At 51.3% G+C, this 14,222-nt stretch carries 6 protein-coding genes; all 6 read right to left on the reverse strand.

Features of this window, described 5'->3' with window-relative positions; all coding sequences use genetic code 11:
* Positions 1–6 precede the first annotated feature (6 nt).
* Positions 7–4,680 (reverse strand): DUF3320 domain-containing protein, encoded by a 4,674-nt coding sequence (locus tag D6024_RS14600; protein ID WP_240410042.1) that lies wholly within the window; start codon positions 4,678–4,680, stop codon positions 7–9.
* A gap of 169 nt (positions 4,681–4,849) precedes the next feature.
* Complete coding sequence (wecB, locus tag D6024_RS14605; protein WP_121355342.1) at positions 4,850–5,980, reverse strand: non-hydrolyzing UDP-N-acetylglucosamine 2-epimerase; 1,131 nt, start codon at positions 5,978–5,980, stop codon at positions 4,850–4,852.
* 182 nt (positions 5,981–6,162) lie between these two features.
* Complete coding sequence (locus D6024_RS14610; RefSeq protein ID WP_121355343.1) at positions 6,163–6,966, reverse strand: polysaccharide biosynthesis/export family protein; 804 nt, start codon at positions 6,964–6,966, stop codon at positions 6,163–6,165.
* 304 nt (positions 6,967–7,270) lie between these two features.
* Positions 7,271–12,028, reverse strand: a complete 4,758-nt coding sequence (locus tag D6024_RS14620) for a carbohydrate-binding protein (RefSeq protein ID WP_162944775.1) — start codon at positions 12,026–12,028, stop codon at positions 7,271–7,273.
* 543 nt (positions 12,029–12,571) lie between these two features.
* Positions 12,572–13,156, reverse strand: a complete 585-nt coding sequence (locus D6024_RS14625; RefSeq protein ID WP_121355346.1) for a serine O-acetyltransferase — start codon at positions 13,154–13,156, stop codon at positions 12,572–12,574.
* 615 nt (positions 13,157–13,771) lie between these two features.
* The coding region (locus tag D6024_RS14630; RefSeq protein WP_162944776.1) for a T9SS type A sorting domain-containing protein at positions 13,772–14,222 on the reverse strand (451 nt) is incomplete at its 5' end.

The following is a 14,222-nucleotide window of genomic DNA, read 5'->3' on the forward strand; positions in this document are numbered from 1 at the left end:
CTGTGCTCAGGCCAGTTTCAGCAAACCGTTTTCTTTTTGCAGGCGCTTTTGTGTAAGGTTCTGTTCGATGCACGCCAGGATCTCATCGCGGATTTCTTCGGTGATGCGTGTAAAGCCGAAGAGCCGTGCAATATAGGCCACAGCCGCTTCGGGTTGGATAGCGATGGATTCCCGTACTACTTTTTCCACGCCCAATTCCAGTTCTTCCGGTGCAATGTATTTGAATTTGCGGGACGAAGCCGGCAGGTTTGCACGGTTGCGGATGACCGGAGTTTTCATTTCCGGGTCCCACAGAAACTCGCCCCTGGTTTTGATCTTGCCGCCGCCTTCGGCAAATTTTGCCGCCAACTGCAACTGACTCCTGATTCGCGAACCCACCCGTGTAATGCCGGCTGCTTCTGCCATCCGTTTGGCCATTTCGTCGAAATGAACCGGGCTTTCTTTTTTTACCACGTCTTCAATCCAGCCGGCCAGTTTTCCCATGCTGTGCTGCTGCAGTTCCCTGGCTGCAATTTCAGCGGAAAGCGTGGCAGCCTGGTAGGTCGTCACTTCATCATCATCCTGGGATTCCCGTACAATAGCCCGTTCGATCGTCAGTTCGTCGCCGGGATCGTTCGGCAGGTGGGATACCAGTTTGGCTTTTTCAATGGCTTCAACAAGGCGCTTTAGTTCCTTTTCCGGATGGCGAAACCAATCGGTGCTCCAAACGCGGTGAATGCGCCAGCCCATGCCTTCAAGTACCTGCTGGCGAAGGCGGTCGCGGTCTCTTGCCGAACGGGCCGAATGGTAGGCGGCGCCGTCGCATTCAATACCCAGCCAATAACGGCCCGGGTGGCCCGGATCGACGATAGCCAGGTCGAGATAAAAGCCCTGCGAGCCGACTTGCTGGTGCACGGTATAACCCAACCCACGCAATTGTGTGGCAACCATTTCCTCGAATGGGCTATCCGCCTCTTTGCCTGTGACTTCCGCCAGGTGCAGGCTGCCGTGCTGGGCATAGTGCAAAAAACTTTTCAAGGCTCGCACACCCCGGCTACCCGTGCGGGCCGTATCGATGTCGGCCGCGGTGATATTGGTAAACACTTCGCAACGCTGTTTGGCCCGGGTAATTAAAACGTTGAGCCGCTTTTCGCCGCCGTCGTTGTTCAGCGGACCAAAGGACATGCTGACGTATCCTTCCTTTGTACGACCGTACCCGATCGAAAGGAACATAACATCCCGTTCATCGCCCTGTACATTTTCCAGGTTTTTTACAAAGAAGGGTTCTTCTTTCGCCGTGCTGAAAAAGTTTTCGAGATCGGGATTTTCCTTGCGTTTTTGCTCCAGTGCGTCCTGGATGGCTTCGCGTTGTGCCGAGCTGAATGCCACCACACCAAGGCTTTGCCTGCCATGCAACCGGGCATGCTCCATCACGGCCTGTGCCACGATCTCGGCCTCCCGTGCATTGGTTCTTGTGCCACCACGATCGTAAACCGTATCAGCCAGGTAGTGAAACACAAGTCCCATGCGGCTGTTCGATCCGGGGCTGGGAAAGACCACGAGCTTGTTTTCGTAGAATTCGTGGTTGGACAGCCGGATAAGCGATTCATGGCGGCTGCGGTAATGCCAACGCAACATTTTTTGCGGTGCACCCTGCGCATCACACAAACCCAGGATGCTTTCCATATCGGCCGTAATGTTTTCTTCATCTCTTTCGTCGCTGTCATTGAGGGTATCGAAAAAAGCGGTAGGTGGCAACTGCTTGCTGTCGCCTACCACCACCAATTGTTTGCCGCGAAGCAAGGCACCCAGTGCCTCCACAGGTCGTACCTGGCTGGCTTCGTCAAAGATCACCAGGTCGAATGCCAGCGCACCCGGCGAAAGAAAATTGGCAATGGACAAAGGGCTCATCATGAACACTGGCTTAATGGCCTGGATGGCAAGCCCCGCGTCCTGCATCAGCCGGCGAATGGGCAGGTGCCTGGCTTTGCGGTTGAACTCCGTTTTCAATACGCTCATTTGCCCGCCGGCTTCCAGCGTTGGCAAGGCTTCCCAATGTTTCAATGCCGCTTTTGCCCGGTTGTATTGAAGGTTCAATACATCGAGACGACGAAACTGCCGGATCACTTCTTCATGGCTGGCCCGTTCAAATTTGCGCAGTGCGGGAAATTCAGAAAGAGCCACTTTCAGCAAGTGGCTGTACCAGGTTTTTTGAAGGGCAGTTTTCAGAAAATTGCTTGCTTCTTTCCAGCGAACAGAGGATTCAACGAGGAAGACGAAGCCGCTTTCTCTTGCTGTGTCGGAAAGGTTGTTCCAGGAAACGGCCGATTGCAATTCGGGCAGGCCTTCCTGCCACGCTGCGAGGATTTGCTTTTGTACCAGGAACGGCTGTTGCACAAGGGGGCCGCCAAAACGAAGGGCCTCGTTCAGTTGCAAGGCTTCGACCACCCTGTTCAACTGCTTGCCCTGCTCGTTCAACGCATCCAGCAACAAGGCATGACCGCGTCTTGCAATTTCCGGGTCCTTGTGCTGTGCGAGATAAGACAGTATTTCAACCGGGCAGGTACCATCGGCAACCTGCTGGTGAACGGTCTGCAGGTAAGCGGCAACTTCCTCCAGGTTGTTCCAGTCCGATTTTTCCTTTTGCCAGCGCCGCCCAAAGAGTTCTTCGCCTATTTCACTTTGCGCACCGATTGCTTCGTGCAGACGCTTGGCTTCCAGAATATCCTCTACGTATTTTAGCCGTTCGGCATTGTCTTTGGGCAATTCGTTTTTGCACACTGCACGGAGTTGTTTCACCGCGGATTTGTAGGAGCCAACAAGAAAGCGGTGCCATTTTTCGCCGTGCGTTTTCAGTTCGCTTCGCACGGTCAGTGCATCAAGGCCCCAGGCTTCCGGTAAAAAATTTTCTTCATATGCGTTGTGCAAGGCGGCCAGGCGCTTTCCTGCAAGCAGGAATGCATCAATTGACGGCTTTTGTTCAACCCAGGCCTTGCTTTCAATTGCAACAGCACGCAGGTCGGGCCGGATGGCCGCCAGTTGCAAAAGCGAAAGCAACTTCAGTGCTGCGTCGCGGTTGGCAGGAGACTGCATGCCGGTTGCCTGCGCCAGTTCCGCACTTACAGAACGAAGAGCATCCACAGCGGCACCGGCATCGGCCAACGTTGTTTTCAGTTGCGCCAACTCCTGCGGCAACACCACTCTCCGCCCGGTTCCCCAGAACAAAAGTTCCGACGGCACGCCCATCTCCATTAATCTTGCCTGGATGCGTTCGGCCATCGCCTCAGCGCCCTGTTGTTGCAAGGCGTTCCAGTGATGAATATCCGGCAGATTGATCACGGGCAGTTCAGCGGCGCCCTGTTGCTGTTCGATATTGATCAGACGGCCATAGATATCATGAACCGACAAACCGCTTTGTTTGATCTCGCTGTTTACGGCCAGACAATAGGCGTTGATTTCTTCTTTGTGCAGGGCCAGGAGCGCCACCTCTTCCTGCAGTTTCTGAACGGCCGGTTTGCCCAATTCGAGGATTCGTTTCAGCTCCTGGTGCAACTCTTTTTTGTTGGCTTTATGACTGTGCAATTCCAGGCAGGCTTCCCCCAGGCCAATATTGTCCATGCGCCGCTTCACCACTTCCAGTGCTGCCAGTTTTTCGGCAACGAAAAGGACCTTTTTTCCCTGGCCGATGGCATTGGAAATAATATTGGTGATCGTCTGCGATTTACCCGTGCCGGGCGGTCCCTGGATTACCAGGTTTTTGCCTTCGTTCACCGCCAGCATGGCAAGGATCTGCGAGCTGTCGGCATCCACAACCTGGAGCAGTTCATCGGCCGGCGTTTCGGTATCGATAAATGCGTCATCCCCGGCAGTGGGTTGCGCATCCCTGAAACCGGTATAAAACAAACTTTGCAAAACAGGGTGCTGTATCGGCTGTTCATCCTTCGGCCATTCTGCATTGTCCAGGTCATGATAGATCATGAATTTGCCGAAGGAAAAAAAACCGAGCTCAATGGAATTGTCCACCACCATCCATCGCCGTTGGCTGCTAACCGCTTCAGCTACCTGCCCGGTATAATTGGCGATGTCACAGCTTTCGTCGTCCGGCAGGTTGGGAATTGCCAGGCCAAATTCTGCCCTGAGTTTTTCCTGCAGCGAGAGGTTGTGCCCCACTTCTTCCTGCGAATACCGAAGGCGAAAACGTTCCCTTGCACTCGACCGTTCCAGCGTGACCGGCACCAAAACCAGCGGAGCAGATCGTGCTTCCGAAGACGAATCGGATTCGTACCATTGCAGCATGCCGAGGGCAAGAAAAAGCGTGTTCACGCCCTGTTCTTCAAGGCTGGTTCTTGCCGTGTAAAATGTGTTCAGCAGCTTGTGTTGAAGTGTTTCTTCCGTTTCGGTTGTTTGCAGTTTGTTGTCCGAAACGTTTTGCGGCCAGGCGGTTGAATCATCGTTTTCATTCGGCGCAGCGGCTACCATTTCGGGGAGCGCCGCAAAGGTCATCGCCTTTCCGTCTTCCACCAAAAAGCGGTAGACATCCGCCGCATTTTCGTTGACGATCCGAAGTCCCCTGGCCTTCGAACCTTTGTAATGAATCAGCGGATTGCGAAGCCCAAGGTCAAGCAACTCTTTTCGTGCGGCTTCGAGGCGTGAAAGAATGGTGTCCTGCATCGGCTCAAAATAATTTTTTTCCGGGTTCAAACGGAAGAAAGTTTTGCCGTGTGAATGCAGGCAAGGCGGAACGGATTTTCCGCCTTGCCACCGGTAACCATTTTCCAAAGGCAACAGACAGCCATACCGACCCGGCTGCATGCAAGCACACAGGCAATAAATGAACGAAAAAGCAGAACAGGTATTGTCGCAATTGCTGTTACGCGACGAGAACGGTTTCGGGGCTGGCCGACTTTTTCCGTCCGTAGATGTCCAGCAACCGGGCAACGATTCGCTCCGATGTTTTACCGTCCCAGCGGTCCGGAATGCCGGCAGCTTTCCAGGTGCCGCCTTGCAGTTTGTGCAAATACGGCCGGAGGTTTTCGGGGTCTGTGCCGACCAGTTCATTGGTTCCGATGCTGACGGTTTCGGGCCGCTCGGTCGAATTGCGTAAGGTCAAACAGGGCACACCCAATACGGTCGTTTCTTCAGTGATGCCGCCCGAGTCGGTGATAACGGCTTTGGCGTGTTGAACCAGGTAAATGAATTCAAGATAGCCCATGGGATCGACCTGCACCAGGTTGTCGTTGGCATAGCCAACGCTGTCCAGGATCTTTTTTGTGCGGGGATGAATGGGAAAGATAACGGGAAGTCCGCCGGTCAGGGACAGAATGGTATCGAGCAGTTTTTTTAGATTAGCCACATCGTCGACATTGTTGGGACGGTGCAGGGTGATCAAAAAATAGCCTTTGTCTGACAGCTTTTTTTGTTGCCAGATTTCGGGTTGCTGGAGGCGATCGAGGTTTTGGTAAAGGGTATCGATCATCGTATTGCCAACGAAGTGAATGCGGCCGTCTTCCACGCCGGCTTTGCGAAGGTGCCCGTTTGCCGCTTCGCTGGTGGTGAAGAAATGATCGCAGATCGAGTCGGTGACGATACGGTTGATTTCCTCGGGCATGGTCATGTCGCCCGAGCGGATGCCGGCTTCCACGTGTACAACATCAACATTGAGTTTTTTTGCCGTGATGGTGCAGGCCATTGTGGATGTAACATCACCCACCACCAGCACAACGTCTGGCCGGTGCGCCAGGAGGTCTTTTTCAAAACTCGTCATGATTGCGGCTGTTTGTTCTGCCTGGCTGCCACCACCTGCGCCGAGGTTGGCGTGCGGCTCGGGAATACCCAGTTGCTCGAAAAAATCGCCGCTCATTTTTTTATCGTAATGCTGGCCGGTGTGTACCAGCCGGTAAGAAATTTCTTTTCCCCTTTCTTTCGAAGCCTGGATGGCTTTGATAATGGGGGCAATTTTCATAAAGTTGGGGCGTGCACCGGCCACGATGGTGATGAACATATGGTTAGATGTTGTATGAATGATCGGGTTTGCGTTCTTAAAGAAACGGTTTTTTTGCTTTCACCGGGTGACCGGCAATAAAACTTTCTTGTCCAGGCGAACAGTTTCTGAATGTCTGGGCAACGAATGATCGCCAATGGCAAAATGCATGAAACGGATTCACCGGTCCACCGAAGGTGGTTCTATCGTAAGATCCGGTCGAGGGCGATGGCCACGACTGAAAGGGCGCTGATGATGATGGGCAGGTATTGCCGGCTTTCCGACGTTGCCCGGATCTTGGAGGTGTTGGTCTCCGCGTAAATAATGTCGCCGTTCTTTAAGTTATAGTAAGGCGAGGACAGGGCTCTCGGTGAGGTCAGATCGATGCGACGCACGATCTTCTGTCCTCCTTCTTCGCGGATCAAGAGTACCCGGTCGCGGTTGGCATACAGGGTCAGGTCTCCTGCCATGCCCACGGCTTCCATGATGTTGATCTTTTCGTTAGGAACGGTGATCACCGTCGGCTTGCCCACCTCACCCAGCACCGTGACATGGAAGTTAAGCTGGCGCACAGAAACGATGGGATCCAACAGGAGCTTTTTCTCCGTAAGCTGGCGTGTAATGTAAGCCGCCAGTGACTTTTTGGTCATCCCCTCGGCTTTGATGGCGCCCAGCATCGGGAACTGGATCACCCCTTCGCTGTTGACCAGGTAGCCCGAGGCGCTGGCTAGGCCCGAGGTGCCCGCCGAGCTAAAGGAAGACCCCGCCGGTAAATTGGGCATATTGAAAACAGCCGATGCCTCCGGGTTCAGACTGGTGACACCAATGCTTAGAATATCGCTTTTTTGAATGGGCTGGTCCAGAGCTTCCTCTGCCCGCTGCACATCCCCATCGCTCAACCCGTTAAAATACGTCGCCTTGCTCACCGAGGCACACGAGGCCAACAATGACAGGACGCTGATACCAAAACAAAAACGAAGAATACGGCTAAACGAGATACGACCCATAATGATAATTCTTTATAGTAAACAACAGAAGGTTTCGGGATGCTGTACCGAAAGGAACAAATCTAACGAGAAGAAACCAAACATTTTTTCGATGGTTTCTATCCGACACATTCCGTTACAAAAAATCGCGCCGCATTTTTTTCCTGGTTCAACTTTTTCGGTTACGGCTGGCTGTAATTATAAAATAGTTGGAAAACAAACGAACTGATTCTATTTTTTTCATATCACTCAACGCCAACAGGAGTAAAAAAAAGCTGCCCTGGCCAATTGACCAGGGCAGCTTCGTTGCGAGGATAACAACCTCTTATTGCTTAACGAAAGATTTTGCTTCCATTTTGTCCTTCATTTTCACCTGCAACATGTAAACGCCAGGTGTCAGGCCACCAACGGAAATGCGTTGGATCAGTTCCTGTCCCTGCTTTTGCAGACTGAACTCTTTGTGCGTACGTCCGGCGGCATCCACAACGGAAACCTGTACTGCGCCTGTGTATGCATTGTTCAATTGAAGCGTCATTTCGCTCTGCACAGGAACCGGATACAATTTGAACGAACTTGTTGTTGAAGGTGTCGTCGCATCCATGCCGGCCGTCGTGCCGAGTTTTGGTGCAGGACCGCCAACCGTCGTTCCGCTGCTGCTGCTCAGGCCTTCGAACCAGTTCAGGTTAAATCCACCGGTTACGATGTATACACGCAGGACTTGCGGTCCGGCCTGCAAGGAAACTGGCACACTGATCGTTTTCCAAACCTGCCAACCGCCTGTAGACGGAATGCTGACTGTCAACGAGCCTGAGCTGTTTTGCAATTGCATGGTACCACCCCAGCCTGCCACACGGAAGTTTAAGGTATAGGCACCTGCTGCGGCCACATTTATTTTGTAATCCATCCACGAACCTGTGCCAAAGCCACCTACATCCAGTCCACCTTCGGCGCAGCTTTCCTGTAATACCCACTGCATCGCCGAATAGCTTTCGCTTTCTACTTTGCCCGGGATCGGCTGGTAATCTGGAAGCGTAGTTGTGGTAGAAGCACTGGCGGTCACACCTTCAAACCAGTTCAGCGTAAAGCCACCATCAACAACATAGAGGCGTAAAACCTGCTGACCGGCGGCCAGGTTCACTGTTGCACTGACGGTCTTCCACGTTTGCCAGCCACCCGATGAAGGAACGGATACCGTGTTCAATACTGTACCACCGGCATTACGTATTTGCATCGAGCCACCCCAGCCACCAACACGGAAGTTGAGTGTATAGGTACCTGCCGAGGCGACGTTTACTTTATAATCCATCCACGAGCCCGTACCGAAACCACCGGCATCGAGACCGCCTTCGCTGCAGCTTTCCAGCAACACCCATTGCATGGCCGAATAGCTTTCCGCTTCCACCTTACCGGGGATCGGCTGGTAGCCTGATGCGGAGACGACCGGTGCAGTCACGGTAAAGCTTTGGCTAACCGGTGTGGCGGCCGTGTATGATGTATTGCCAGACTGAGACGCTTCAATTGTTACAGTTCCTGCAACACCATTGAGGGTTACAGTGCTTCCCGAAACCGTGGCCGGGCCACTTACCACTCTGTAGCTGACTGCCAGGCCAGATGTTGCCGTAGCCGAAAGCGTGAAAGCCGGATCGGTGGTGAGTTTATTGGGTATAGCCGGGAAGGAAATGGTTTGTGCTTGTTGTACTGCTACACTGCTGACGCCTTCGAACCAGTTGAAATTAAAGCCGCCGGTTATTACAGCCAGGCGCAGCGTTTGCTGACCCGCAGGCAAGTTTACGGAAACACTAATGGTTTTCCAAACCTGCCAGCCTCCGGTTGATGGAACGCTGATACTGGCCAGGGTATTCCCATTTGCATTTTGCAATTGCATCGCACCCCCCCAACCGGCAACACGGAAGTTCAGGGTGTAGGTTCCGGCCGCTGCAACGTTGACTTTATAGTCCATCCAGGAACCGGTGCCAAAACCACTGGCATCCTGTCCGCCTTCGCTGCAGCTTTCCAGCAACACCCACTGCATCGCAGAATAGCTTTCCGCTTCTACTCTGCCCGGTATGGGTTGGTAGCCGGAAGTTGAGACAGATGAAGAAGTTGATGAAGTTGACACCGAAAAACTTTGTGTTACTGGTGTTGCCGCGTTGTAGGATGTACTACCGGATTGTGATGCTTCGATCGTTACCGTTCCTGCCGTGCCGCCCAGCGTCACTGTGCTGCCGGATATGGTAGCCGGTCCGCTCACCACTTTATAACTAACCGGCAAACCGGAAGAAGTCGTTGCCGAAAGGGCGAAAGCCGGATCGGTCGTTTGTTTACTTGGAATAGCAGGGAAACTGATCGTTTGCGATAGCAACGAAATTGAGTTCACCGAAAAGCTCTGACGTACCGGTGTGGCAGCACTGTAGGTACCATTACCGGACTGCGTAGCTTCAATGGTTACAGTACCAGTGCCGCCGGTAAGGGTCACCGTACTTCCGGCAATGGAGGCTGGCCCGCTTACCAGGTTGTAGATAACTGGCAGGCCTGAAGAGGCAGTTGCCGAAAGAGCAAAAGCGAGATCTGTCGTCTGCTTGTTTGCTATTGCCGGGAAGTTAATCACCTGGCTTTGCATCTGTGTACTGTTGTTCAATGCTTCGGCCCAGTTGAGATTAAAGCCCGGAGAAGTTACATAAAACCGGAGGATCTGCTGGCCGGCAGGTAAGGTCACAGTCGAACTGATTGTCTTCCATGTTTGCCAGCCGTTGGTCGAAGGCACGTTCACGGTGCTAAGCAACGTACCGGCGATGTTTTTTACCTGGAACTGTCCGCCCCAGCCTGCAATGCGGAAGTTAAATGTGTAAGTGCCCGCCGACGCTACGTTGACTTTGTAATCAAGGTAAGAGCCCTGACCAAAACCACTGGCGTCTTTGCCGCCTTCGCTACAGCTTTCCATAACCGCACCCTGAACGGCATAATAACTTTCGGCTTCGATCTTACCGGGAATGGGCAGGTAGTCCAAACTCTGGGTCAGTGTCTGACTGCTGGTTTTCACCATGACAATGGAGCTGTAAGGCGCCAGGGTCAGTGAGCCGGAATAGGTTTGCCCCTTCATGTCGATGTACGACGCATCAAGAGAAACCGTCTTTGACGTGTTGGATGCATTGTATTCGAAACGAATATCGCTGGGACTTGAAATACTAACCGGTGTTTTTTGGGTATGCGCATCCATGCCGGAAAGCTGCTGCCATGTATCCAACGAGTAAAACCGCAAATCATAGGCTTCGATGATACCGCCATCGGGATAGTTCACATAGCTGCCGCTGTTGGGATAACCATTTGAGTTGATGCCAGACACTTCAAACACGGGACGACAGTAGAAGTTACTGTCCATGGAAAAAGCGCTGGTGTAGTAATTGGAACGCAAAATGGCCGACATACACAACTGCTCTTGCGTAACCGCGAAGAGGATGTTGTTACGAACCACCATGTTTGTGAATACAGCTTTCATGTCGTGCGCACAGATCTGGCCCACGGCATTGTTGTAAAGCGTGTTGCCGGTAACGGTAATGCTGGCATTGCTGCCCAGCCAAATACCCGAGCGGGAATTGTTGAAACAGGTGTTGTTCCGGATGGTTACGTTGGCCGTGTTGCCATCCATGTAAATGCCGTGTACCTGGCCAATGAAGGGATTCGTTTCATCAACGTTGATCCCGTAGTGGTCGCCGACTCCATCATGGCAGACATTGCCTTCCACCAAACGGTTAGTACCGGAATTTTCATAGGTATAAATGCCGCCGCCGTCTGATTTTACGGCTACATAATTTTTTAATTCGTTTTTGCGAACAATGGTGTTGCTTCCACTGAAATAGATTCCAGAGTAGCCAATGTTCTCGACTTTGTTGTATTCTACAACCGAGTTGGACCCGACATTAAAAACGCCGATGTACTGGCTGTCGCCGTTCAGTCCCATGCCCGAATTCATGCCAATATCATGGACGTAGTTCCCGGAAATGGTCCAATAGATCGAACCGGCTAATTCCAAACCATTGTTGTTGATGTCGTGAATATTACAATTGGCAATGGTGTTGTGATTGGTGTTTTCTATAAACCCGGTTTTATCAATGCTCACACCGTTGGCTCCGGAAAACGAAAGATCGCAGTTCTTGATCGTGATGTAGGAAGCGTCTTTAAACTTGACAATGTGCTGGTTGCCTCCCATGAACGTCAACCCTGAGAACGTCAGGTTGCTTTGCCCGTTCACAAAAAGCAGGCTGTCGAGGGTAGCTGCCTGAATGGAATAATCGGTTGGATTGTTCAGACCAAAATTCATGGTCAGTGTCTTCGAATTGTTATCGTAGCACCAGTCGCCGAGTTGTGTACAAGCATTCACGTGGTTCTGAAAAAAGAAACCGTGATTGTACAGGCTCTTATACGTCGTTGTTGGGTGATCGGGGCTCACATACGGAGTTGAAACAATCGTATTGCTGCTTTGCGAGGTGATCAGGCTGCGGTCAATTACCCATTGTTCCTTTTTTTGCACCAGTTCACCACCGACAAATGAAGGGGCCGAACCGATGCCATTCGAGTTAATCGTTGTTGTGCTGGAGATGGGATCCGGGGTCGAAATATAGAAATAAGAGTCGCGGCCTTTGCCTGCTTTGGGATACCGGCCGAGGGGTTGCAAGGCGCCGTCGAACAGCACCATCATCAATTGATTAGTGGGAGGATTGGATAACGTTGTCTGGTAAAGACCGTTGCCGACCGAACGCCAGCCGCTCATGTTCGTCAGACCCGAGATGATCGGGTTGGCGCCGGAACCGTAACCCGCAAAAACGATCGGGCTGCCGGAAAGTCCGGAGCGGCTCATCGACATTGTTCCGTAGAAAACATCACCCCGTTTAAACAGAATGGAGTCGCCGGGAGCGACTGAACTTAAAACAGCATTCAGCTTGTTAATACTTTTCCAGGGAGTGGCAGGGTTTTGGGCCTGTGCACTGCTTCTGCTGTCATCCCCCGTTGTTGAGGAGAAGTAGTAGTTCGTTGCGTTTGCATTAAAAAAAATTATAATGCAAAGACCTAGCAAAATGGTTTTCATTGGAATCTTAGAGTTTAAAGAATATAGGAACATAGTTGGCTTAGGTTTATTCTACTGTGAATTTTGCTCTACATATCGAGTCGATCAATACACATCGTAGACGAAGCCGCACTAGACAAATATCACACCGAATGTTTTAAAATCAAATATTTGTTCGATAAAAAAAATGAGTTTTTGATTTCAGTTATTCGTTGTTTGGACAGAAGCCGTTTACGTATATACTCACGTTTATATATGTGTGTCTGGATAAGGTTTTTCACGTAAAAAGGACTACCAAAAATACTTTAGGAAGTTTTTTAATGCCTTTGTCATCCGACGATTCTACGCACTGCAGCCATTCGCCAATCCATTTCGCCAATTCGATTGTTTTAACCGTTCAACCCAAACGACAGAGAGTTGGAAAAAAAGCCGTGCGATTTCCTGCGGTGTGAAAAGAAACAGGAAAGACTACAAAAAGGCGAACTGCCAGGATGATGTTCGCACGTTACCGCCGGCATCTGCGGGAAATTGCAGACGAGGAATGCGCAATAAAACGGTTCGCTGTTAAAGAGAAGATGACGTTATCGTATAATTGTATTCTGAATTGCTGTTGACAATATAACCGGCCGTCGCATATGCATTGGCGATAATATTTCCCGGGTTTCCAATCACGATACTGTTGGAGGGCACATCAAAATTCACAAAGGAATTGGCTGCAATCATTACATTATTCCCAACCGTTATGTTTCCAACGACAACCGCTCCGGGTCCAATGTACACGTGGTTGCCGAGGGTGGGTGCACCCTTGTTTTTTCCTCTTTTGGTGTTTCCCAGCGTTACGCCTTGCAAAATGGTACAGTCACTGCCGATCACCGACCGCGAGTTGAAGACAATGCCACCGAAATGCGGCAGGTGCAATCCGCCACCGATCTTCACTTCCTTGGGAATTTGAATGCCGTACTTGAAGGTATACCGGTGGTAAAAGTACCGGGCTATGAGCCCTTGCACTGAATTTCGTTTGTATTTCACAACCATGCGGAAAAAAAAGAGGTACCGAAAGGTGGGAACATTGATCAGTGTTTTGAGCAATGTTTTTCTATCTCTTTTCCCGGTATACCGGTACAAGTCGGCCAGGACCAAACTATCCATAAGGTTTCTACTCTTTACAGGTTAAAGCAATCTCTCTTTGCACTGGCAGGGCCACGATTGAACGATACAGGCTGGTGCTGTTTGCGGCAACCTTCTCTCCCACCCACTTCCAGCACATTAAGAGACGGTCAAAAATAGGGGCATTTGCGCTGCCGACGTCACCGACAGGCGTTTTTGTCTTTCCCCGCTGTCATTGTTCGAGGTTTGGTTCATTCAGGGACGATGGTTATAAAACGTTTTAAAGGAGAAAGCAGTTTAGCAACCGTCCCTCAAATGGATTTTTCAGATTGTACTTTTAAATAGGCAATGTTGAAATTTCTCATTCACCATTGACGCTGGAGATTTTAAGATAGCTTCCCAGAAGTTCGGGAGTATGATTGATTGCAAGATTTTCTTCCGTAAATAGTCCTGTCTCTCTTTTTAATTTCATAATTGGATGAAACCGTCGTCTGTGAAGAAGCGCAGGTATTTTCCTGCGATCATCCATTATCCACCGACACAATCCTGACCGAAAACAGTTTGGCATCACGTTGTGCGTCCTGCGTCAACCAAAAAAGAACAGGCGACCTCTTTGAAGGGTCGCCTGTTCACAAGTCAAGCTATTTTAGTTTCCTGCTATTGTTTCAAAAAAGTCTGGCTTTGCACACGACCGTTCATTTCCACCTGGAGCAGGTACACGCCCCTTGACAAATCATTCACGGGAATACGTTGTGTCATTTCGGGCCCACGCTTCTGCAGGCGAAGCGACCGATGCAGCCGCCCGGCTTCATCCAGGATCATCACATGCAGCGCACCCGTGTAGGTATTGTTCAATTGAAGGGTCATTTCACTGCGCGCCGGAAGCGGGTAAAGGCGTAGCAACGATGTGTTCAATGTGTTGACCTCCTGCGTAGCGGCGCTTGAACCGAAGCCCGGACGAGCCGTAACGAGGGTAGCACTATTCAGTCCTTCGAACCAGTTGAGGGTAAAGCCCGGGTCGACAACATAGAGCCGAAGGGTTTGCAGTCCGGCCGGAAGCGTGACGCTGCTGCTCACTGTCTTCCAGGTCTGCCAGCCACCCGATGAA

The sequence above is a fragment of the Flavisolibacter nicotianae genome, assembly GCF_003628535.1.
Classification (GTDB): Bacteria; Bacteroidota; Bacteroidia; order Chitinophagales; family Chitinophagaceae; genus Flavisolibacter; species Flavisolibacter nicotianae.

Coding starts and splice junctions, on each gene's coding strand:
- wecB (WP_121355342.1), bottom strand. CDS start 5,980: ATGTTCATCACCATCGTGGCCGGTGCACGCCCCAACTTTATGAAAATT.
- D6024_RS14610 (WP_121355343.1), bottom strand. CDS start 6,966: ATGGGTCGTATCTCGTTTAGCCGTATTCTTCGTTTTTGTTTTGGTATC.
- D6024_RS14620 (WP_162944775.1), bottom strand. CDS start 12,028: ATGAAAACCATTTTGCTAGGTCTTTGCATTATAATTTTTTTTAATGCA.
- D6024_RS14625 (WP_121355346.1), bottom strand. CDS start 13,156: ATGGATAGTTTGGTCCTGGCCGACTTGTACCGGTATACCGGGAAAAGA.